This window comes from Pseudonocardia sp. NPDC046786 (assembly GCF_040645415.1).
Lineage (GTDB): Bacteria > Actinomycetota > Actinomycetes > Mycobacteriales > Pseudonocardiaceae > Pseudonocardia > Pseudonocardia kongjuensis.
Genome location: NZ_JBEYYF010000007.1, coordinates 55,991 through 78,373, shown reverse-complemented (window position 1 = coordinate 78,373; position 22,383 = coordinate 55,991). Strand labels below are relative to the sequence as shown.

Below are 22,383 nucleotides of genomic sequence, written 5' to 3'. Positions count from 1 at the left end.
CGGGGGCGGCGGCCAGCACGGTTACGGAGCGGACTCCCGCTCCAGCCGCAGCAGCTCCAGGTGCTGCTCGTACTGGTCGAGCAGGTCGTCGACGAGCTGCCCGTAGCTGTAGCCCATCACGTTGTAGCCCTGGCCGCCGCCGTGCAGGTGCACCTCGACCCGGTGGTGGTCGGTCCAGGACGCCCGCTCGGCCGGATCGGCCCCGTCCGCGGCACCGGGATCGAGCTCGTAGCGGGGCAGCCCGGTGATCCGCGGGACCAGCCGGTAGACGAACGGCAGGCTCTCGTGCACGTCGGCGACGAGCTCGAGGGGCTGCATGCCGTCCGGGCGCTCCTCGCCCGGCTCGATCTCCGGGGCGTCCTCGTCCGAGCAGCGCTGGACGACGGTCGGCACCCCTTGGCCGCGCAGCTCGGCGGCGACCTCCTCCAGGACCGAGGTGGCGGTCCCGGACAGGAACAGGTCGGCGCCCTGGCTGTCGGCGTGCCCCATCGTGCGGCGCAGCCGGACCCGCCAGTCCCGGCCCGCCGCGTCGCCGTCGCCGTTGGTCGATCCGCCCGGCCGGCTCCGGCCGGACAGCAGCGCGGGCAGGCTGGACTGCTTGCTCTGCGAGCGGTACCGCTCCAGCCGTAGTGCCTTGAACAAGCCGAACATCACCAGCACCATGACGAACGCGAACGGCAGACCCATGATCACCGTCGCGTTCTGCAGGGTGGTGATCCCGCCGACGAACAGCATGCCGAGCGTCAGCAGGCCGGTCGCGGCCGCCCAGAAGATCCGGTTGGCCGGCGTGCCGTCGTCCCGCGGCGTCTTGCGGTAGGAGGTCAGGTTCGCCATGACCAGCGCGCCGGAGTCGGCCGACGTCACGTAGAACAGCAGCCCGGTCAGGGTCGCCAGGCCGGCCAGGAACGGGAACCACGGGTACTGCTCGAGCAGCATGTAGAAGCCGGTCTCGGGGGCGTTCACCGCCGCGTCGGCCAGCTCGGTGTTGCCGCCGCGGACGCTCTCCAGGGCGGCGTTGCCGAAGATCGAGATCCAGAACAGGATGTAGAAGAACGGGATCACCAGGGTGCCGACGACGAACTGGCGGATCGTGCGGCCGCGCGAGATGCGGGCCAGGAACAGCCCGACGAACGACGCCCAGGCGATCCACCAGGCCCAGAAGAACAGCGTCCACAGGTTCAGCCACTCGGCGACGTCCGGGTTCGCCTGCTCGAACGCGAAGGTCTCCATGGTCAGCGCCGGGAAGCTGGACAGGTAGTCGCCCAGGTTCGTCACCAGCGCGTTGAGCAGGAACGAGGTGTTCCCGGTGACCAGGATGAACAGGGCGAGCAGCAGCGCGGCCGCCACGTTCAGCTCGGAGAGCCGCTTGATGCCCCGGTCGACGCCGGACACCGCGGAGATCGTCGCGATCACCACGGCCACCGCGACCAGCGCGATCTGCGCGCCGAGCCCCTGCGGCACGCCGAACATCACGTTCAGCCCGACGTTGAGCAGCACCACGGCGATGCCCAGCGACGTGGCGATCCCGAAGATGGTGCCGAGCACGGCGGCCAGGTCCACCGCGTGCCCGACCCGGCCGAAGACGCGCTTGCCGATCAGCGGGTAGAGCGCCGAGCGGATCGACAGCGGCAGCTCGCGCCGGTAGGCGAAGTAGGCCAGCGCGATGCCCATCAGCGCGTACATGCCCCAGCCGGTGAGGCCGTAGTGGAACAGCGTCCACACGGTCGCCTCGCGGGCCGCGGCGATCGTCTCGGGATCGCCGACCGGCGGCGCGGTGAACTGTGTGATCGGCTCGGCGACCGAGAAGAACATCAGGTCGGTGCCGATCCCGGCGGCGAACAGCATCGCAGCCCAGGAGAGGTTCGAATAGTCCGGTTTCGAATGGTCCGGCCCGAGCCGGATCGAGCCGTACGGCGAGAGCGCGAGGAACAGCACGAACAGCAGCACCACGGAGGCGACCAGGATGTAGAACCAGCCGAAGCTGGTCGCGATCACCCCGACCAGCGCACCGATGACGGCGTCGGCGTTGTCCGGCAACAGGATCGCCCACAGCGCGACGACGAGCACGCCGATCGCCGAACCGTAGAAGACGGGCTTGTTGAGCCGGACGCTCGGCTCGTCCGGGCGTGCATCACCGGATCCGGACTCCGTCTCGACGGACGGGCTGTCGCTCATCGGGTCGAACCTCCTCGGATGGACAAACGGACCGACCCTATTCACGTCGAAAGGTGTCTGCCATCCGATCCGGGTAACGAATGGGACGCATCGTTAAGCGATGACCGGACGCATGACCGTCTGCGCCCGGTCGCTCGCTCAGGGGTGCTCTCGGGGGCGGGCCGGGGACGCCCCCGATACGCGGGCGCCGCGCGCGGGGCGAGGGTGGATCACCGACGCCGTGCACCCACCGAGGAGACCGATGACCATCCCGACCCGCCGGAGCCGTGCAGGCCGCCCGGGCCGCCGCCCGGCCGGTGTCGCTGCTGTGCCGCTCGTCCTGGTCGCCGCCACCGTCGCCGTCGCCCTGGCTCCGGCGGCGGTGCCGCAGACCGCTGCTGCGCCGGCCGGTCCGGGGCCCCGGGCCGCGGTGCACGCGTACGCGGATCGGTTCGCAGTGCCCGCGACGGTCGCCGTGCTCGTCGACCGGGAGGGTGCCGTCACGACCGTGCCGCACGGCGTGACCTCGGAGGGTGCCCCGGTCACCGCCGACACCCCGTTCCGGATCGCGTCGATGAGCAAGGCGTTCACCGCGGTGGCGGTGCTGCAGCTGGCCGAGGCGGGCAGGATCGACCTGGACGGGCCGGTCGCCGCGGCGCTGCCGGAGTTCGCCGTCGCGGACCCACGCGCGGGGGACGTCACCGTGCGGCACCTGCTGGCGCACACCTCGGGGCTGTCCAACCAGGACGTCGACGAGTTCGCGCTGCCCCGGCCGCCTCGGCGGCCGCGCTGGTCGAGCGCCTGTCCCGGGTCCCGCTGGCCGCTGACCCCGGCACCGTGCACCAGTACCTGAACGCCAACTACGTGGTGGCGGCGCGACTGGTCGAGGTCGTCACCGGACGGCCGTTCGGGGATCACCTGCACGCCGCGGTGCTGGCGCCGCTCGGGATGAACTCGACCGTCGCGACCGACCGGTGCGACGCCGCGGTCCCCGGACTGGCCCGCGGGCACGTGGGCGCGCTCGGCGTGCAGGTCGCGGCGCCCGAGATTCCGTCGTTCTGCGCCGGGGACGGCGGCGTCGTCAGCACCGCGGCGGACCTGACCCGGTGGGTGCGGTTCCAGCTCGGCGACGGCACGGCGGCGGACGGCACCCGGCTGCTGTCCGGCGCGGCACTGCGCGGGGCGCACACACCGTCCCCGGGAACCGACGGCCGCTACGGGCTGGGCTGGTCGGTGCGGACCGCGGACGACGGCCGCACCCGGGTGCTGCACGGCGGCGCGCTCGCGACCTGGTCCAGCGGGATCGAGCTGTCGTCGGCCGGGTCCGCGGCGTTCGTGCTCACCGACGCGTCGGGCGGGAACCCGGGCGCGCTGGCCGCGGACCTCGTGGCCCGCGCCGACGGTGCCCCCGGGATGCCGATCGACGACCCGTACCGGCCGCTGAACCTGGCGCTGCTCGGGCTGACGATCCTGGCCGCGGCGCTGCTGGGCACGGCGGTGCTGCGGGCCCGGCGGCGGGCCGCCCGGCTCGGCGGGCGCCGGCGGGTGGTGGCGCTGCCCGCGCTCGCGGTCGGCGCCGGGATCCTGCTGCTGCCCGCGCTGTCGCTGCTCGCGGGCCCGCCGAGTGCGACGGCGTGGACGCTGGTGCTGTGGGTGCTGCCGCTGAGCGGGGTGCTGGCGCTGGTCCTGATGGCAGGTGGGACCGCCGCGCTGGTAGCCCGCTCAGGGGCGGCGAGGGCGGAGCGCGGGCGGTCGCCGGAACGACCCGGCCCGCCCGGGATCACGGCGCGGCGGTGAGCTCCCGGACGATCTCCGCGACGGCGCCGGGGGCCTCGTGCACCGCCGCCTCACCGACCCCGGGCAGCACCCGCACGCCGGAGCCCATGAGCGCCTCCACCGGGCGGGCGATCCGGTCGTGACGGTGCATCGCATCGTGCTCGCCCACGAGCACCCGGTGCGGGGTGTCGCGCCAGCGACGCCGCACCGCGTTCGGCAGCAACGCCGGCGGCTCGCTCGGCCAGATCGTGCGGGCCAGCAGCATCGTCCACTCGAGGAGCAGATCGTGGTCGGGCGGCAGGGCGGTCCCGTAGAACGGGCGCAGCAGCCGGTCCGCGTTCGCCTCGGTGGGCGAGAGCCCGAGCCGGAGCTCGCGCAACGCGTAGCCGAGATCGCCCGGGTACTCGTTGACGCCCGCCGGGGAGACCGCGACCAGACCGCGCACCCGGTCGGTGGTGGAGCAGAGGGCGACCGTGGCGCCGAGACCGTCCGCGACCAGCACGACGGGCTCGTCGGTGACCGCCGCCACGACCTCGGAGACCCAGCTGTCGAAACGCCCGACGAGGTCGTCGTGGGGTGGCTCGTCGTGGCTGAGCCCGGGCTCTCCGGGCAGGTCGGCGACGGCGACCCGGTGGCTCTCGGCCAACGCGCCGGTCAGCCCACCGAGAACCGCCGCGCTCTCCGCGGCAGCGGGGAGGACGAGCACCCACGGCCCGGCCGTACCGGCCAGCGTGACGTGCGTGGCACCGAGCGTGGTGGCCACCACGCTCCGGTCGAGGACGGCGCCGTCGGCGGTCAGGCGCGCGGTGCACCAGTCGCGCACCTCCCGCCCGGCGGCTTCATCGTCGTAGATCGACACCTCGGTCCCCCTCGCTCAAGCCGGTCCGCCGCCGAGGCTACCGGCGGCCGCCTCCGGTCAGCTCCCGGCCGGGGTCCCGGCGAGCGCCTCGGCGAGCTTCGGCGACACGTCGTCGATGGCGTACGGCAGCGACAGCGGGCTGGAGTAGCCCAGCGCGGCGGCGAACTCGGTGTCGAACGCGCCGAGGTAGACGATCCGGCCCTGCTCGACCGCCGGGACGGCACGGAGCACCGGATCGGCCTCGGACTCGGCGCGCGAGCGGCCCAGCACGGTCAGCACGTCGGCGTCGAGCAGGCCCTGCTCCTCCAGCGAGAGGGTCTGCGAGTCGGGCCGGACGTCGAAGCCGAGGCCCTGGAACAGCTGGGCGCGCAGGTCGTCGGTGCCCATGTCGTACGGGGTGCCCTCGATGTAGAAGCCGAGCTTGAGCGTCTTGCCGGCGAACTCGGGATTCGCCTGGATCGCCTCGTCGAACCGGGCCTGGGTGTCGGCGATGACCTGCTCGGCCTCCGCGGTGCGGCCGGTGGCCTGCCCGGTGATCCGGGTCTGCTCGTCCCAGGTCGCCGGGTTCGTGCCGTCCACGGTGCCCTGCGCGACGGTCGGCGCGATCTGCGACAGGGCGTCGTAGGTGGCCTGGTCCATGAACGAGTAGACGCCGAGGATCAGATCGGGCTGCAGCGCGGCGACCTGCTCGACCGGGATGTCGGTGCCGGAGAGCAGCTGCGGGGCCGGACCCCGGGACAGCGCCTCCTGCGCCCACGGGCGCTGCTCGTAGTCGTAGTCGCCGAGGTTCTCCCGGACCCCGACCGGCTGCACGCCGACGGCGAGGGCGAAGTCGGCGTCGTTGAAGCCGACGGTGACCACCCGCTGCGGCTGCTCCTCGATGGTGGTGGAACCGAAGGCGTGCTCCAGCGTCACCGGGAAGGACCCGGACGGCGGGGTGCCGCCGGCCTCGGCGGGCTGCTCCTCGGTGCCCGACGAGCAGCCCGCGAGGGCGAGCAGCAGGACCGCACAGGCAGCGGCCGTGCGGAGCAGTGAACGGGGCATTACCGGTCCTTTCCGACGATCCGCCCGGTGCGGATCACGTCTGTGTGGGGTCGCCCGGGGCACCGCCGTCCCGGCCGCGGGCGCCGGACCAGGCGTCCCACAGCCGGGCGTAGCGGCCGCCTGCGGCGACCAGCTCGTCGTGCGGGCCCTGCTCGACGACCCGGCCGTCGTCGAGCACGACGACCCGGTCGGCGGCGGCGGCCTGGCTGAGCCGGTGCGCGACGACCAGCCCGGTCCGGCCGGACAGCGCCGCCTCGGCCGAGTCCTCGAGCACCCGGGCGCCGGCGCTGCCCGCCTCGGCGGTGGCCTCGTCGAGCACCAGCAGGCGCGGACCGGCGAGCACGACGCGGGCCAGCGCCAGCTGCTGGGCGGCGACCACCGGCAGCCGGTGGCCGCCGTCGCCGACGACGGTGTCCAGCCCGTCCGGCAGCGCGCGGGCCCAGGCGCCTGCGCCGACCCGGTCGAGCGCGTCGAGCAGCTCGGCCTCCCCGGCGTCCGGCCGGACCAGGCGCAGGTCGTCGGCCAGGGTCCCGGCGAACACGTGCGACTCCTGGGTGACCAGCACGACGGCGTCCCGCCGCCGGTCCGGCGCGATGTCGGTGAGCCGGACGCCGCCGATCTCGACGGTGCCCGCGGCGGGGGAGTGCACCCCGGCGACGATCCCGGCCAGCGTCGACTTGCCGGCACCGCTGGCCCCGACCAGCGCCACCCGCTCGCCGGGCGCGACGTCGAGATCGACGCCGGCGAGCACCGGATGACCGTCGACGTAGTGGTGGGTGAGCCCGCGGACCCGCAGCCCGGAGCCCTGCGGGACGGCCGGCGTCGCCGGATCGGCGGGCCGGTCCAGGTCGGCGACGCCGACGATCCGGCGCAGCCCTGCCATCGCGGTCTGCGCCGCGTCCAGCTGGAACAGCACGATGTTGATCGGGGTGAACAGGTTCACGAAGTACAGCGCCGCGGCGCTGGCCGTGCCGATCGTCGCGCCGCCGGTCGACACCAGCCAGAACCCGGTGACCAGCACCGCGGCCAGCCCGATGTACTCGGCCAGGTTGAGCCGGGCGAACAGCCGGGTGTGCATCCGGACGACGGTGACCACCAGCCGGGCCACCTCGGCGGCCCGCTCGGCGACCGCGCCGGCGTGCCGCTCGTGCAGCCGGAACGCGCGCACCGTGGGCAGCCCGGCCGCGGTGTCGAGCAGCATCTGCTGCTGGGCGCCGCCGGCGATCCGCTGCGCGGTGTAGACCGGCGTGGAGCGGCCCAGGAACGACCGCGCGGTCCACACCTGCACCGGGACGGCGAGCAGTGCGGCGAGCAGGAACCGCCAGTCCAGGACGGTGAGCGCGACCAGGGTGAGTGCGACGAGCAGCGCGGCGCGGGCCAGCGCCGGGACGGCCTCGCGGACGGCCTCGCCGACCACCTGGACGTCGTCGGTCACCCGGGAGGTCAGGTCGCCCGAACCGGCCGCCTCCACCCGGGCCTGCGGCAGGTGCAGGGCGCGGTCGACGAACCGTTCGCGCAGACCGGCGAGCAGCGTCTCGCAGAACCGGGCGGCCAGCGCCACTCCGAGCGCGGCCAGCACACCCTGGACGACGGCGATGGCGGCCAGTCCGAGGACCGGCGGCAGGATCGTGGCCGCGCCGCCGGACCCGCCGGCGTCGGCGACCCGGTCGACGATCTCGCCCAGCAGCGGTGCGGCCAGCAGGCTCGCCGCGGCGCCGGCCACCAGCACGGCGAGCGCGAGGACCGCGGTGCCGCGGTGCGGGCGGCCCAGTTCGGCGAGGACCGCGCGGATCCGCCGGCCGGACGCGATCGGCAGCAGCACCTGGCTCATGCCGTCACCACCGCGCGGTAGTCCGGATCGGCCATCAGCTCGGCGTGCGTGCCGCGGGCCCTTACCCGGCCCTGCACCAGGAAGGCGACGCTGCCCGCCCGGGCCAGCAGCGCCGGGCTGGTGGTGACCAGCAGCGTGCTCCGTCCGGCGCGGTGCGCGGCGAGGCCCTCGGCGACCCGGGACTCGGTGACGGCGTCCACCGCCGTCGTCGGGTCGTGCAGGACCAGCACCGGGGCGTCCGCGGCGAGCGCCCTGGCCAGCGCGATCCGCTGCCGCTGCCCGCCGGACAGCGAGCGGCCGCGGGCGGCGACGTCGGTGTCCGCACCGGCGGGCAGGGTGGCGGCGACCTGGTCGGCGGCGGCCGCCGTCATCGCCCGCCGCGGATCGGTGCCCGCCGGTGCGCCGGCCACCACGTTCTCGTGCAGCGACCCGGCGAACAGGTGCGCGTCGTGTGCCGCGACCAGCACCGCCCCCCGGGCGACCTCGGCCGGCCAGGCGTCGAGCGGGACACCGTCCAGGGTGATCCGGCCCGTCGCGGGCTCGGCCTCGCGGGCCAGGCAGCCGAGCAGCCGCGCCGCGTCCTCCGGATCGGCCGCGACCAGCGCCGCCGGGGCGCCCGGGCTGACGTCCAGGTCGATCCCCGCGGTACTGCTGCCGTCGGTGTTGCTTCCCGGTGCCGGGTCGTCGAGCCGGACCCCGCGCAGCGAGAGCACGCCGGGCCCGGCGTCCGGGTTCGCATCGGGGAGCCCGGCGGCGGCGTCGCCGACCGCGGCGGGCGCGGACAGCACCGCGGCGATCCGGGCGGCGGACGCCCTGGCCTGGGCCAACCGGGCGCTGACGAAGCCGAACATCTGCAGCGGGCCGACCAGGAACTGGGCCAGCCCGACGGCGGAGACGAGCTGGCCGACGGTGATCGAGCCGTTCAGCGCGGACAGCCCGCCGACCAGGGCGATCACCGCCAGGAACAGCCCGTTGGTGAGCTGGACGGCGCCCAGGAAGCCGGCCTCGGCGCGGGTCGCCCGCAGGGTCGCGGCGAGCGCGTCGCGGGAGGAGCCTCGGTAGCGCCGCACGGCGGCCGGGCGGGCGCCGATCCCGGTCAGCACCCGCAGCCCGGACACCAGGTCGGCGGCGGTACCGGCGGCCCGGGCGGCCCGCTCCTGTTCCGGGCCGGAGCGCCGCTCCAGCGGCCGGACGACCAGCTGCACCAGCCAGAGCAGCGGCGGCGTGCCGAGCAGGATCAGCAGCCCGAGGGAGAGATCGATGGTGAGCAGCGCGACCGCGGCGACGGTCACCGCGGCGATCGCGGCCAGCCCGAGCGGCAGCGCCGTGTTCAGCTCGGCGACCCGCTTGCTGTCCGACACCGCGATCCCGGTCAGCTCCCCGGGCAGCCTGCCGGACTCGCCGCCGCCGCGGGGATGGAGCAGCCGGCCGGCGACCAGCCGGCGCAACCGGGCGTCCGCCCAGGCGTCGGCGTGCCAGGCCTGTCGCGCGCCGAGCCGGTAGGAGAAGGAGAGCAGCAGGAAGTCCAGCGCCAGGGCGGCGAGCCAGCCGGCCAGGGCCACCGGATCACCGGTCGCGACCGCCCGGTCGATGATCACCCCGACCAGCAGCGGCACCAGCGCCTCGCCGGCCTGATGGGTGCAGAACAGCGCCGCGGCCACGCTGATCCGGCCCCGGAACGCCCGCAGCGACCCACGGAGGACGTCCTTCCCGGAGACCGCTCCGAGCGGGGACTGTTGCGCCGACCCGATCACCCGGAGAGGGTAACCTTGCCTTCGCAACCACCTGGTTACCGGGCGGTCAGGTACTCCCGGTGAGGATCTGCCAGAGCACGTCGAGATGCACCGAGGTGGTGCCGACGGCGCCGAACGCCACCCGGATCACCTGCCGGCCGTCGAGCTCGGTGCCGGAGAGGAACACCCGGCCGTCGGCGTTGACCCGGCCGAGCAGCGCCGCGGTCGCCGAGCCGTCCCGGTCGCCGGCGACCCGCAGGCAGACCAGCGACAGCACCGGCTCGCAGGCCAGCTCCAGGTCGTCGTGCCCGCGGACCCGGCGGGCGAGCTCCCCGGCCAGCGCGACGTGCCCGCGCAGGTGGTCGCGCAACCCGGACAGCCCCTGGCCGTGCAGCACCGCCCACAGCTTCAGGGCGCGGAACCGGCGCCCCAGCGGGACCTGCCAGTCCCGGAAGTCGACCACCGCACCGGAGTCCGACGCGGAGTCCCGCAGGTAGGCCGGGGTGATCGAGAGCGCGGCGGGCAGGGCACCGGCGTCGCGCACCCAGAGCAGCGACGCGTCGAACGCGGTGAGCAGCCACTTGTGCGCGTCGGTGCAGAACGAGTCGGCGCCGGCCACGCCGTCGAGCACCCAGCGGTGCTCGGGGCACAGCGCCGCGACGCCGGCCCAGGCGGCGTCCACGTGCACCCAGGCGCCGTGTGCGGCGGCGACGGTGACGACGTCGCCGACCGGGTCGCTCGATCCGGTCGAGGTGGTCCCGACGGTGGCGCAGACCAGTACCGGGACCAGGCCCTCGTCGACGTCGGCGCGGATCGTCGCGGCCAGCGCGGCCGGGTCCAGCGCGCCGGTGCCGGGCGCGCAGGGCACGGTGCGCAGCCCGGTCGCGCCGAGGCCGGCCACCCGGACCGCCTTCGCCAGCGAGGAGTGCGTCTCGGGGGAGACGTAGACGCGTTCCCGGCCGGTCACCCCGCGGGCCCGCCAGCCCGTCCCCGGATCGGGTGCGGTGCGGTGCAGGGCGGCGGTGAGCGCGACCAGCGCGGCGGACGACGCCGAGTCCTGGATCGAGCCGCCGCCCCCGCCGTCGTGGGTGAAGGTCTCCGGCAGCCCGAGCGCCCTGGCGAGCTGGTCGGTGATCGCCTGCTCCACCTCGGTGCAGGCGGGCGAGGTCGACCAGAGCATGCCCTGCACCCCCGCGCCGCCGCTGAGCAGGTCGCCGAGCAGCGAGGTCAGCGAGGCGTTCGCGGGGAAGTAGGCGTGGAACCCGGGATGCTGCCAGCGGGTGTCGGCGTCGCCGGTGACGGACTCGACCAGCGAGGGGAACCCGGCCAGCGGGGCGGGCGCCTCGGCGGCCTCGCGCGGGAAGCGGGCCCGGACCGTGCCGGGGGCCACGACGTCGCGCACCGGATGCCGCTCGATCCCGGCCCGGGAGTCGGCGACCGCGTCGACGAACAGGTGGCCGAGGGCGCGGAACTCGTCCGGGGTCAGGTCGGGCACGCAGCGGGACGCTACCCGGGGTGCACGTGCAGTGCCGTGAGGTCCCATTCGGGCAGCGGATCGGGCATCTCCCGCCAGGCCCGCGGGCCGGCGAGCAGCTCGTCGTCGGTGAGCAGGGCCGGATCGAGCCGTCCGGTGACGTCGGCGCGGCTCAGGCCGAGACCGATGAACACGAGCTCCTGCCCGCGCGGCCCGTCGAACGACGACCAGGGGGCGGACGGATCGAGCGCCATGTTCGGCCCGGCCTGCGACCACAGCCCGGCGACGTCCGGCCGGGTCGCGATCCAGCAGAAGCCCTTGCTGCGCAGCAGGCCGGGCCAGTCGCCGAGCGCGTCCAGCAGCCGGGCCGGGTGGAACGGCCTGCCGGACCGCCAGGTCACCGAGGCGATGCCGTACTCAGGGGTCTCAGGGGCCTCTGGGGTGTGCGGGCCGGCGAGCTCCTGGGCCCAGCCCGGTGTGCGGGCGGCGGCACCCGGGTCGTAGCGGCGGGTGTCGAGCAGCTCGGCGACGGGCACCGCGCCGCGCACGGCCCGCACGACCCGGGCGCCCGGGTTCATCCGGCGCAGCAGCGACTCGATCCGGCCCAGTCGGTGCGGCGGCACCAGGTCGGTCTTGTTGAGCACCAGCAGGTCGGCGAACTCGACCTGGTCGGCGAGCAGGTCCGACAGCGTCCGCTCGTCGCCCTCAGCCGCCTGCAGGCCGCGGTCGAGCAGCGAGTCCTCGCTGGTCAGATGGGTCTCGAAGGTGGCGGCGTCGACGACGGTGACCATCGTGTCGAGCCGGGCGACGTCGGACAGCGCGGTGCCGTCGTCGAACTCCCACTCGAAGGTCGCGGCGACCGGCATCGGCTCGGAGATCCCGGTCGACTCGACGACGATGTGGTCGTAGCGGCGCTCGGCGGCCAGCTCGCCGACCGTGGTGAGCAGGTCCTCGCGCAGGGTGCAGCAGATGCAGCCGTTGGTGAGTTCGACCAGCCGTTCCTCGGTGCGGTGCAGCGTGCCCTGGCCTGCCACCAGCGCCGCGTCGATGTTGACCTCGCTCATGTCGTTGACGACGACCGCGATCCGGCGCCCGTCCCGGCCGGCCAGCAGCCGGTCGAGCAGGGTCGTCTTCCCGGCGCCCAGGAAGCCGGACAGGATCGTGACGGGGACGCGCGGATCGGCCATGACCATAATGATAACGACATTCATTTAGTGGTGGGTGTCGCGGGCCCGGTGCGGGGGGCGGCGGGGGCGCCGGGCAGGGTGCAGTGGTGAGCACCCCACCCACCGACGCGGTCGCCGACGGTCCCCGGCGGTTGCGGCTGCTGCAGCTCGCCGCCCTGACCAGCACCTGCGACCGGTTCGCGATCGCGCCGCTGCTGGTGCCGATCGCGGTGTCGTTCGGCGTCCCGCTCGCCGCGGCCGCCGGCGCGGCGGGCGGCTACTTCCTCGCCTACGGGCTCATGCAGGTGGTGTGGGGAGTGCTGTCGGACCGGATCGGGCGGGTCCGGGTGATGCGGATCGCGCTGGTCGGTGCCGTCCTCGGCGGGATCGCGTCGGTGCTGGCCCCGACGCTGGCCGTGCTGGTCGTCGCCCGGGTGCTCACCGGGGCGTGCACCGCGGCGCTGATCCCGGCCACCCTGGTCTACGTCGGCGACTCCTGGCCGGCCGCCGTCCGGCAGCGCCCGCTGTCCGACCTGCTCGCCGCGACCGCGGTCGGGACGGCGCTGGCCACCGCGGGCGCCGGGCTGCTCGCCGATCTCGCCGGCTGGCGCGCGGTGTTCGCGACGACGGCCACCGCCGCCGCCGTGCTGCTGGTCGCGCTGCGCGCCCTGCCCGAACCGGTCCCGGCCGAGCCCGGTCCGGCCGCCGGCGCGGGCACCGGTGAGCCGGGCGACCGGCGCTGGTGGACGATCCTGCGTCCGGTCGGCACGGTGCTCGGCAACCGGTGGGCGCTGGTCGTGCTGGCGCTCGCCTTCGTCGAGGGCGCCGTCGTCCTGGGCGTGCTCACCTACCTGGCGCCCGCCCTGCAGGCGGGCGGCAGCACGGCCGCGCTCGCCGGGATCGCCGCGGGCGGCTACGGCGTCGGCGCCCTGCTGTTCTCCCGGGTGGTGCGACGGCTGGTCGGCCGGGTCCCGGCCCCCGCGCTCGCCGGGACCGGCGGCGGCTTCCTGGCGGCGGCCTGGATCGGCCCGATGCTCCTGGTACACCCCGTGACGGTCGCCGTGGCCGGTCTGATGCTCGGCGGATGCTGGGCGTTCCTGCACTCCACCCTGCAGACCTGGGCGACCGACGTCGTCCCGCAGGCACGGGCGACCGCGGTCGCGCTGTTCGCCACCGCCCTGTTCCTGGGCAGCTCGGCCGGGACCGCGCTGGGCGCCCCGCTCGCCGACGCCGGCCGGTTCCCCGCGCTGTTCCTCGCCGCGCTGGTGGTGTCGGTGCCGCTGGGGATCGTCGCGGCGCTGGCCCGCGGCCGCTACCCGCGGCGCCGGCCGCCCGGCGCTCAGACGTAGCGGTCGCGCAGCTCCCGCTTGACCAGCTTGCCGGTCGGCGTGCGCGGCAGGAAGTCGGTGAAGTCCACCGACGCCGGCGCCTTGTAGTGGGCGATCCGGCCGCGCACGAACTCGATCAGCTCGCGCTCCAGCTCCGGCCCGGTCCCGATCCCGTCGGACGCCTGGACGACGGCCTTGACCTGCTCGCCCATCTCCTCGTCGGGCACCCCGATGACCGCGACGTCGAGCACCTTCGGGTGCAGCGCCAGGGCGTCCTCGACCTCCTGCGGGTAGATGTTCACCCCGCCGGAGATGATCGTGAACGCCTTGCGGTCGGTGAGGAACAGGAACCCGTCGTCGTCGAGGAAGCCCAGGTCGCCGGTCGTCGTCCAGTTCTCGTGCTCGGGATGCTGCGCGGCGAGCGTCCGGCCCGGGTCGTTGTGGTACTCGAACGGCCGGACGTCCCGCTCGAAGTAGACCGTGCCGACCTCGCCCGGCCCGAGCTCGGAGCCCTCGTCGTCGCAGATCCGGATGGTGCCCAGGCCGGCCCGGCCGACCGAGCCGGGCCGGTCCAGCCACTGGGCCGAGTCGATGAAGGTGATCCCGATGGCCTCGGTGGCGGCGTAGTACTCGTGCAGCACCGGGCCCCACCAGTCGATCATCGCCTGCTTGACCTCGACCGGGCACGGCGCGGCGGCGTGGATCGCCACCCGCAGCGACGACAGGTCGTACGCCGAGCGGACCTGCTCGGGCAGCTTCAGCATCCGCACGAACATCGTCGGCACCCACTGCGAGTGGGTCACCGAGTGCCGCTCGACCAGCGCCAGCGCCTGCTCCGGATCGAAGCGCTCCATCACCACGACGGTCCCGCCCAGCGCCTGCACGGTGGCCGAGAACCGCAGCGGCGCGGCGTGGTAGAGCGGCGCGGGGGAGAGGTAGACGGTGTCGGTGTCGAACCCGTACATCGGCCCGAACAGCGCCTGGTAGGTGTCGCCGGCCTCGTCGACCCGGCGGCCCGGCAGCGCGGGCTTGATCCCCTTCGGACGCCCGGTGGTGCCGGAGGAGTACAGCATGTCGGCGCCGCGCGGCTGCTCGGCCGGCGGCTCCGCGGACACCCCGGCCAGCTCGGCGTCGTAGTCCGCGTAACCGCTGGCGCCCGGGATCTCACCGCCGAACGCGAGCCGGACCGGCACCTCGACGTGCTCCTCGACCGCGGCGGCCAGACCGGCCACCCCGGCCGACACGATCAGCGCCTTCGCCCCGCAGTCCCGCACGATGTAGGCGGTCTCCGGGGCGGACAGGTGATGGTTGACCGCGGTGACGTAGAGCCCGGACCGCTGCGCGGCCCAGTAGACCTCGTACAGCCGCGGGGTGTTGTCCGAGATCAGCGCGACGACGTCGCCCTCCCGCAGGCCCGCCGCACGGAAGTAGTTCGCGAGCCGGGCCGAACCCTCCTCCAGCTCGGCGAAGGTGAGTGTCGCGCCCGATCCACCCATGATCACGGCCGGCTTGTCGGGAGTGGTCGCGGCGTGCGTGCCAGGGAACATCGGGGCCTCTCGTCGTCGGTCGCGCGGTGTCGCGCGGACTCTCCGCCGCCGATCCTGCCATCCGGCGCCCCCGGGCCGGCACGCGCCGATTCCCGCGCCGCGGGCCGGTGGCCCGCGGAAGCGGTCAGTGCGCGTTCTGATACGCCTGCAGAACCGACGACGGGATACGCCCGCGCTCCGAGATCTTCATACCCTGGGCGATCGCCCATTCGCGCACGGCCCGGTTCGCGGCGCGTTCGGACGCACTGGATCCGTTCGACGACGACGCCGCGGGCGCCGCGCTCCGGCGACCGCCCGCGCGGCGCGCCGCAGCGACGAAGGGGGCGAGCGATTCGCGCAGTCGCTCCGCATTCGCGGCGGACAGGTCGATCTCGTAGGCGCGGCCGTCGACGGCGAACTCCACCTGCTCGTCGGCCTCGGAGCCGTCGATGTCGTCGATCAGCGTGATCGTCGTCTGCTGCGCCACGTCGTCATTCCTTCCGGGGGAATCTCGGGCATCCGAGCGGATGAATCGTCACCGCTGGTGCGAGTCGGTATCCCGCCGGGAACCCCCGGAACCGCGGTGAAGTGTTTTCCGAGCAGAACAGTAAGGGATGCCGATGTGCCCTGTCGAACCCCTCGCGGAAAAGCACCGGAGTTGTTACCGGCCGAAGTGTGGATACGGCGTGCGGGTGAGGTGGAATCGGCGGAAAGGTGCAGGCGCCGGGGGTGCCGGAGGGGTCCGGGAGGCCTGCCCCGATCAGCGCGGCGTCGGCCACCACGGCTCGGTCGGGACCGTGTCGCGCAGCGTACCGGCCGGCCCGGACAGGTCGATCCGCCGCCCCGGCTGCGGCAGCGCCAGCAGCACGTCCTGCGCGGCGGCCGCCTTGCGGGCCCGCTCGGCGGGCTCGTCCCACGGGTGGAAGCCCAGGTTGAATGTCGCCCAGTGGATCGGGAGCAGCACCCGCCCGCGCAGGTCGCGATGCGCGGCGACGGCCTGCTCCGGATCGGCGTGCACGTCCGGCCACAGATCGGCGTAGGCGCCGATCGGCAGCACGGTGAGATCGAACGGGCCGTGCCCGGCCCCGGTGCGGGCGTGCACCCGGCTCGGCCCGGTGTCCCCGGCGAGATAGACCGAGTGCTCCGGGCCGGCCACCTTCCAGGCCGCCCACAGCGTGGTGTTGCGGCGGATCCCGCGGCCGGAGAAGTGCCGGGTCTCCAGACAGGTCAGGGTCAGGCCGCGGACCTGCACCACGTCGTCCCAGTCGCGCTCGACGACCCGGTGTCCGGGGATCCCCCAGGCGCGCAGGTGCGCGCCGACGCCGAGCGGGCCGACGAACACCGCCCGGGTGTCGCGGGCCAGCCGGAGCACCGTCGGCCGGTCCAGGTGGTCGTAGTGGTCGTGGGTGAGCAGCACCAGGTCGAGCTCGCCGAGCGCGGAGAGCGGGGCGACCGGTGGGTGCATCCGGCGCGGGCCCAGCCGGGGGACCGGGGTGGCGTACTCCGACCACACCGGATCGACGAGCACCCGCGCCCCGTCGATCTCCAGCAGCACGCAGGCGTGCCCCAGCCAGGTGGCCGCGAGCCCGGCCGGCTCGGCGACCTGCTCCAACGGGGCGATCGGCACCGGGCCCGGCGGCACGCCCTCGGTGGTCCGGCTGCGCATCATGTTGAGCAGCATCCGGAGCGACGCCTTCGCCCGGGGCAGGCCCGGCTCGGTGTTGGCGAAGATCCCGTCGACCGCGTTCGGCGATCGGCCGGTGACCCGGCGCAGCTGCGCGCGGGAGGCGCCCATGTTCCGCCGCACGCGCAGGCCGAGCCCGGCCAGGGCCAGCAGGGGAGCGGTCAGGGCGGTCGCCGTGGTCAGCGCCCGGGCGGTGGCGGTGCGGGAGTGGTGGGAGTTGCGGGACACGATCACCACAGTACGAACACCGCGGCCGCGACGCCCGGGGCCCGCCCGCGCCTACGCTGCCGGACGTGACGGACGTGACGGAACCGCGGGTGCGGACGGAGCGGCACGGGCACGTGCTGCTGGTCCGGATGACCCGGGCGGGCAAGCGCAACGCGGTGGACGCGGCGATGACGGCGGCGCTCGACGAGGCGCTCAACGAGCTCGACGACGACCCGGACCTCTGGTGCGGGGTGCTCAGCGGGGACGCCACGGCGTTCTGCGCCGGGACCGACCTGGCCGCGGGTTCGGGCGGGCCGACCCCGCGCGGCGGGAACTACGGCGTCGTCCGGCGGGACCGGCGGCGGCCGCTGATCGCCGCCGTCGAGGGCGTCGCGTACGGCGGCGGGTTCGAGATCGTGCTGGCCTGCGACATGGTGGTGGCCGGCACCGGGGCCCGCTTCGGGCTCCCCGAGGTCGCCCGCGGGCTGGTCGCGAACTGCGGGGCGCTGTTCCGCACGCCGCGCCCGCTCCCGCTGAACGTCGCCAAGCAACTGCTGGTCACCGGACGACCGATCGGCGCGCGGCGGGCGCACGATCTCGGCCTGGTCAACGAGCTGGTCGAGCCGGGAACGGCGGAGGCGGCCGCGCTGGAGCTGGCCGGGCAGGTCTGCGAGAACTCGCCGTTCGCCGTGTCGGTGACCCTGCGCGCGCTGGAGCGGGTCGTGTCGGAGCCGGACGCGCGCGGCTGGTCGGCGACCGACGTCGCGACGGCCGCGATCGAACGATCCGAGGACCGGGCCGAGGGGGTCGCCGCGTTCCTGGAGAAGCGGCCGCCGCGCTGGACCGGCCGCTGACCGGGGCCGGATAGGCTTCGCGGCATGGCGGCCCGGGCCCGACGCGACGAGCTGGTCGCACTGCTGCAGGACTACGCGGGCGAGTCCGGGCTGCTCGGCCAGGTGTTCGCCGGCCGGCACCGGCTGCACCCCACCGATCTGCACGCGCTGCTCGCGATCATGCGGGCCGACTCGGCGGGCGACCCGCTGACGCCGGGCGTGCTGAGCGCCCGGCTGGGCCTGTCCACCGGGGCCACCACCGCGCTCGTCGACCGGCTCGAACGGGTCGGTCACGTGCGGCGCGGGCGGGAGTCGGCGGACCGGCGCCGGATCACCCTGCGGCAGTCCGGTGGCGCGGCCGGGATCGGCGCCGCGTTCTTCGGGCCGCTGGGCAGCCGGATGGATGCGCTGCTGGCCGACTTCGACGACGCCGAGCTCGACGCCGTCGCCCGGTTCCTGGTCGCGATGACCGACCTGGTCCGCGAGCACCGGGCCGCGATGGGCACCGGCTCCGGCTGACCCCCGGGCGCCCGGTGCGTGACACGGGGACGCGACGACCGGCCGATTGCGCACCGGTTCCCCGCCGGGGGAAGGTGCTGTCATGAACGACAGCGCCGTCAGCATCCCCCATCCCGCCGGTGTCCCCGCCGATCTCACCGGGCTGTCGTTCGAACCGCTCACCCCGACGTCGTTCCTGGACCGGGCCGCGGCCGCGCACGGCGATCGGATCGCCGTCGTCGACGGGGACCTGCGGTTCAGCTACGCCGAGCTGCACGAGCGGTGCCGCAAGCTGGCCGGCGGGCTCGCCGCGATCCACGGCGGCCGCCCGGTGGCGGTGCTGGCGCCGAACACGCACGTCGCGCTGGAGGCCACCTACGGCGTGCCGTGGTCGGGCGCCCCGCTGGTCGCGGTCAACACCCGGCTCTCGGCGGGCGAGGTCGGCTACATCCTGCGCCACTCGCGGGCCTCGGTGCTGGTGCACGATCCGGTGTTCGACGAGCTCGTCGCCGAGGCGCTGGCCGGGCTCGACGAGCCGCCGCAGGTGGTGCGGGTCGGCGACGACTACGAGCGGTTGATCAGCTGGGGCGAGCCCACCGCCGTCACCCCGGACGACGAGCGGTCGCTGCTGTCGATCAACTACACGTCCGGGACGACCGGGCACCCCAAGGGCGTGATGTACCACCACCGGGGCGCCTACCTGCAGGCACTGGCGATGGTCGGGCACACCGGGCTGACGCCGTCGTCGGTGCACCTGTGGACGCTGCCCATGTTCCACTGCAACGGTTGGTGCTTCCCGTGGGCGGTGACGGCGGCCGCCGCGACGCACGTCTGCCTGCCGAGGGTGGAGCCGACGCGGATCTGGGAGCTGGTCCGGGAGCAGGGCGTCACCCACCTCAACGGCGCGCCGACGGTGCTGTCGATGATCGCCTACGCGCCGGAGGCGGCGCCGGTGTCGACCCCGGTCCGGGTGGCGACCGGCGGCGCGCCGCCCAGCCCGGCGATCCTGCGCCGGATGGCCGAGCTCGGCTTCGACGTCACCCACCTCTACGGGCTGACCGAGACGTTCGGCCCGGCGATGCTGTGCGACTGGCGCCCGGAGTGGAACGACCTCGACGGCGACCGGCAGGCCCGGCTCAAGGCCCGCCAGGGCGTCGGGAACCTGATCTCGCAGGTCGTGCGGGTGATCACCGACGACGGTGGGGACGCGCCGGCCGACGGCACGACCGCCGGGCAGATCGCGTTGCGCGGCAACAACGTCATGCTCGGCTACCTGGACGACGAGCAGGCCACCCGGGACGCCGCGCCGGACGGCTGGTTCCGCACCGGCGATATCGGCGTGATGCACCCGGACGGCTACGTGGAGCTCCGGGACCGCTCCAAGGACGTCATCATCTCCGGCGGCGAGAACATCGCGAGTGTGGAGGTGGAGCAGGCCATCGCCGATCATCCGGCGGTGCTGGAGGTCGCGGTGATCGCGATCCCGGACGAGCGCTGGGGCGAGGTGCCGGCCGCCTACGTGACCCTGCAGGACGGTGCGTCGGCGACCGAGGAGGAGATCGTCGAGCACGTCCGCGGCCGGTTGGCCCGGTTCAAGGCGCCGAAGCGGGTCACCTTCACCGAGCTGCCGAAGACGTCCACCGGCAAGATCCAGAAGTTCGTGCTGCGGGACGCGGCGTGGGCCGGCCAGGAGCACCGGATCGGCTCCTGACCCGCGGCGGGGCTCAGGAGCCGGACCGCCACTCGTCCCACGGGATGGTCCAGTCGTGGTAGAGGCCGTCCCGTGCGGTGAGCGGCTCGGAGCTGCCGGTGACCTCCACCGGGTCACCGAAGGTGGCCATCGCGAAGAACTCCTTCGCGTCCGCGGTGGACAGGTTGATGCAGCCGTGGCTGACGTTGCGGTTGCCCTGCGCGTAGGCCGACGCCGGATTGGCGTGGATGAACTCGCCGTTGTTGGAGATCCGGACCGCCCAGTACTGCGGCTGGTCGACGTAGCCGTACGCCTCGTTGGTCATCAGGACCTTCTCCGACTTGGCCATCACCACGTGCACGCCGGAGCGGGTGACCCGGTTCGGATCGGACTCCAGGCCGTAGGAGGCGTCGTAGCGGGCGATCTCGCGGCCGTTCTCGACGACGGCGATCTGGTGGCTGCGGGTGTCGGCCTTCACGATCCGGCCGGTGCCGATGGTGAACGACCGGTCGACGTCGGCGGTGGCCCAGCCGGCGTCGCCCAGGTCGAGCCCGCGCAGCGAGGCCCGCACCCGCACCTGGGTGCCCGGGGGCCAGTACTCCTTCGGCCGGTAGTGCACGCGGGAGCCGTCGGCGTCGTCGGGCATCCAGCGCCAGGCGCCCTCCACCGGGGTGGACGTCTCCACCGAGAGGGACTGTGTGACGGCGGCCTTGGCCTCGTCGGACAGGTCCGCCGGGAAGCTGAGCGCGACCGGCGCGGCGATGCCGACCTCGGCGCCGTCGCGGATGTTGAGCCGCGCCTCGATCTCGTCGTCCGGGTCGACCGTGCTGAACGCGTCCTCGGCGAGCGGACGGCGCGTGCCGTCGTCGAGCACCCAGGTGCCCGACCAGCGGTAGCTGCTGCCGAAGTCCAGCGGCGCGGACGCGGTCCAGCTTCGGCCGTCCGGCGACAGCACGCCGGGGACGGGGCCGTCGTCGCCGGTCAGCGCGACGCCCTCCAGGTGCCCGACGCTCGCCGCGACCCGCACCTGACCGCGCGGGGCGACCGGCGGGCCCGGCCGGGGGCTGGTCGTGACGAACGCGGGTACCTGCGGCTCCGGCGCCGCAGCCCCGGCGAGGTTGCGCGCGATCGACTCGCCGAAACCGCCGCCGGCGACCGCCGCGGTGGCGCCGGCGACCGAGGCGACCAACACCAGCAGCCCCGCGGTGAGCAGGGCGAGGCTGCGGCGGTGCAGCGACCGCCGCCGGCGCGGTGTGTGCCGGCCGCGCGAGCGCTCCCAGGACCTGGACATGAGGAGATGATCCCCCGTGCGTCACCCACACGGGGTCACCGACACGTCACCGTTCGATCACCGGATGCGAGGCTGGTGCCATGAGCTACGACGTCGCCGCCATCCGCAGCCGGTTCCCGGCACTGCGGGCCGGTATCGCGCACTTCGACGGCCCCGGCGGCTCCCAGGTGCCCGACGTGGTCGCCGGTGCGGTGGCCGGCGCGCTCACCTCCCCGCTGGCCAACCGGGGCACGATCACCGTCGGCGAGCGCGCCGCGGACGCGATCGTGCACGGCGCCCGGGCCGCGATCGGCGACCTGCTCGGCACCGACCCGCGCGGCGTGGTGTTCGGCCGCAGCATGACCGCGCTGACCTTCGACCTGGCCCGCACGCTCGCGGCGACCTGGGCGCCGGGGGACGAGATCGTCGTGACCCGGCTCGACCACGACGCGAACATCCGGCCCTGGGTGCTCGCGGCGGAGGCGGCGGGCGTGACCGTCCGGTGGCTGGACCTCGACCCGGACACCGCGGAGCTGGACGACGTCGCCCCGTTGCTGTCCGACCGGACCCGGCTGGTCGCGGTGACCGGCGCGTCGAACCTGGTCGGCACCCGCCCGGACGTCCCGGCGATCGCCGCGGCGGTGCACGCCGCCGGGGCACTGCTGATGGTCGACGGCGTGCACCTGACCGCGCACGAGCCGATCGACGTGCGCGCACTCGGCGCCGACCTCTACGCCTGCTCGCCGTACAAGTTCCTCGGCCCGCACTGCGGGGTGCTCGCCGCCGATCCGGCCCTGCTGGAGACGCTGCACCCGGCCAAGCTGCTGCCCTCCTCCGACGCCGTGCCGGAGCGGTTCGAGCTGGGCACCCTGCCCTACGAGCTGCTGGCCGGGACGACCGCGGCGATCGAGTTCCTGGCCGGCCTCGACACCGGCGCCCGCGGGGACCGGCGGGCCCGGCTGCAGGCGTCGATGACCGCGGTCGCCGCCCACGAGCTGGCGCTGCGGGAGCGGATCGAGGCGCACCTGGCCGGGCTGCCCGGCGTGACCGTGCGCTCGCGGGCCGCGTGCCGGACGCCGACCCTGCTGGTCACCGTCGACGGCCACCCGCCGGAGCAGGTGTACCGGTACCTGGCCGAGCGCCGGATCGCGGCCCCCGCCTCGTCGTTCTACGCGCTGGAGTGCTCGCGCCGGCTCGGCCTCGGCGACACCGGGGCGCTGCGGATCGGACTGGCCTGCTACACCGACGACTCCGATGTGGACCGCCTTCTCGACGCCCTGTCCGGGCTCGTCGGGGCCTGACCCGATGTA

The 22,383-nt window shown here is 74.8% G+C and carries 16 protein-coding genes and 1 pseudogene; 6 read left to right on the top strand and 11 right to left on the bottom strand.

The window, feature by feature from the left end; genetic code table 11:
- Positions 1 to 21: 21 nt before the first annotated feature.
- On the bottom strand, positions 22 to 2,175 hold the full coding sequence (gene betT / locus ABZ881_RS10960; RefSeq protein ID WP_358483696.1) for a choline BCCT transporter BetT: 2,154 nt from the start codon (positions 2,173 to 2,175) through the stop codon (positions 22 to 24).
- 100 nt (positions 2,176 to 2,275) lie between these two features.
- Here betT and ABZ881_RS10955 point away from each other — a divergent pair.
- Positions 2,276 to 3,951 (top strand): annotated as a pseudogene (locus tag ABZ881_RS10955) (serine hydrolase domain-containing protein).
- Here ABZ881_RS10955 and ABZ881_RS10950 read toward each other — a convergent pair.
- The 6 genes from ABZ881_RS10950 to ABZ881_RS10925 are packed head-to-tail and all read right to left on the bottom strand — an operon-like array spanning position 3,935 to position 12,058.
- Positions 3,935 to 4,789, bottom strand: coding sequence for an alpha/beta hydrolase (locus tag ABZ881_RS10950; RefSeq protein ID WP_358483693.1), 855 nt, complete (start codon positions 4,787 to 4,789; stop codon positions 3,935 to 3,937). The pseudogene ABZ881_RS10955 and the gene ABZ881_RS10950 sit on opposite strands and share 17 nt — an antisense overlap.
- A 57-nt stretch (positions 4,790 to 4,846) precedes the next feature.
- Entirely contained in the window at positions 4,847 to 5,833 is a 987-nt protein-coding gene (locus ABZ881_RS10945; protein WP_358483691.1) for an ABC transporter substrate-binding protein, read from the bottom strand.
- 34 nt (positions 5,834 to 5,867) lie between these two features.
- Entirely contained in the window at positions 5,868 to 7,664 is a 1,797-nt protein-coding gene (locus tag ABZ881_RS10940) for an ABC transporter ATP-binding protein (RefSeq protein ID WP_358483689.1), read from the bottom strand.
- A complete protein-coding gene (locus tag ABZ881_RS10935) occupies positions 7,661 to 9,418 on the bottom strand; it encodes an ABC transporter ATP-binding protein (RefSeq protein WP_358483687.1) in 1,758 nt (585 codons plus the stop codon). Before ABZ881_RS10935 ends, ABZ881_RS10940 begins: the two co-directional genes overlap by 4 nt.
- A gap of 46 nt (positions 9,419 to 9,464) precedes the next feature.
- The gene (locus ABZ881_RS10930; protein WP_358483685.1) at positions 9,465 to 10,892 is read right to left on the bottom strand and encodes a pyridoxal-dependent decarboxylase; all 1,428 of its coding nucleotides are present in this window, start codon (positions 10,890 to 10,892) and stop codon (positions 9,465 to 9,467) included.
- An 11-nt stretch (positions 10,893 to 10,903) separates the two neighbouring features.
- Positions 10,904 to 12,058, bottom strand: a complete 1,155-nt coding sequence (locus ABZ881_RS10925; RefSeq protein ID WP_358483683.1) for a GTP-binding protein — start codon at positions 12,056 to 12,058, stop codon at positions 10,904 to 10,906.
- 86 nt (positions 12,059 to 12,144) lie between these two features.
- Here ABZ881_RS10925 and ABZ881_RS10920 point away from each other — a divergent pair, with 86 nt between their 5' ends.
- Complete coding sequence (locus ABZ881_RS10920; RefSeq protein WP_358483681.1) at positions 12,145 to 13,386, top strand: MFS transporter; 1,242 nt, start codon at positions 12,145 to 12,147, stop codon at positions 13,384 to 13,386.
- On the opposite strand, the gene ABZ881_RS10915 is transcribed toward ABZ881_RS10920, so the two are convergent.
- The 3 genes from ABZ881_RS10915 to ABZ881_RS10905 all read right to left on the bottom strand — a co-directional run bounded on the left by ABZ881_RS10915 (position 13,377) and on the right by ABZ881_RS10905 (position 16,803).
- Positions 13,377 to 14,912, bottom strand: coding sequence for an acyl-CoA synthetase (locus tag ABZ881_RS10915; RefSeq protein ID WP_358483679.1), 1,536 nt, complete (start codon positions 14,910 to 14,912; stop codon positions 13,377 to 13,379). The genes ABZ881_RS10920 and ABZ881_RS10915 overlap by 10 nt on opposite strands.
- A 124-nt stretch (positions 14,913 to 15,036) precedes the next feature.
- A complete protein-coding gene (locus tag ABZ881_RS10910; protein WP_358483678.1) occupies positions 15,037 to 15,378 on the bottom strand; it encodes an Lsr2 family protein in 342 nt (113 codons plus the stop codon).
- Positions 15,379 to 15,651: 273 nt separating this feature from the next.
- Positions 15,652 to 16,803: an MBL fold metallo-hydrolase gene (locus tag ABZ881_RS10905; protein WP_358483677.1), complete on the bottom strand. Its 1,152-nt coding sequence runs from the start codon at positions 16,801 to 16,803 to the stop codon at positions 15,652 to 15,654.
- A gap of 65 nt (positions 16,804 to 16,868) precedes the next feature.
- Between ABZ881_RS10905 and ABZ881_RS10900 the strand changes: the two genes are divergently transcribed.
- The 3 genes from ABZ881_RS10900 (at position 16,869) to ABZ881_RS10890 (ending at position 19,824) form a co-directional block, all read left to right on the top strand.
- The gene (locus ABZ881_RS10900; RefSeq protein WP_358483675.1) at positions 16,869 to 17,636 is read left to right on the top strand and encodes an enoyl-CoA hydratase-related protein; all 768 of its coding nucleotides are present in this window, start codon (positions 16,869 to 16,871) and stop codon (positions 17,634 to 17,636) included.
- A 24-nt stretch (positions 17,637 to 17,660) separates the two neighbouring features.
- On the top strand, positions 17,661 to 18,134 hold the full coding sequence (locus ABZ881_RS10895) for a MarR family transcriptional regulator (protein ID WP_358483673.1): 474 nt from the start codon (positions 17,661 to 17,663) through the stop codon (positions 18,132 to 18,134).
- 82 nt (positions 18,135 to 18,216) lie between these two features.
- Positions 18,217 to 19,824, top strand: a complete 1,608-nt coding sequence (locus ABZ881_RS10890) for an AMP-binding protein (RefSeq protein WP_358483671.1) — start codon at positions 18,217 to 18,219, stop codon at positions 19,822 to 19,824.
- 13 nt (positions 19,825 to 19,837) lie between these two features.
- Here the strand turns inward: ABZ881_RS10890 and ABZ881_RS10885 are convergent, their stop codons facing one another.
- Positions 19,838 to 21,094, bottom strand: coding sequence for an Ig-like domain-containing protein (locus ABZ881_RS10885; protein ID WP_358483669.1), 1,257 nt, complete (start codon positions 21,092 to 21,094; stop codon positions 19,838 to 19,840).
- Positions 21,095 to 21,174: 80 nt separating this feature from the next.
- On the opposite strand from ABZ881_RS10885, the gene ABZ881_RS10880 reads away from it, so the two are divergent.
- Positions 21,175 to 22,374, top strand: a complete 1,200-nt coding sequence (locus ABZ881_RS10880) for a cysteine desulfurase-like protein (RefSeq protein WP_358483668.1) — start codon at positions 21,175 to 21,177, stop codon at positions 22,372 to 22,374.
- The last annotated feature ends 9 nt before the right edge of the window (positions 22,375 to 22,383 follow it).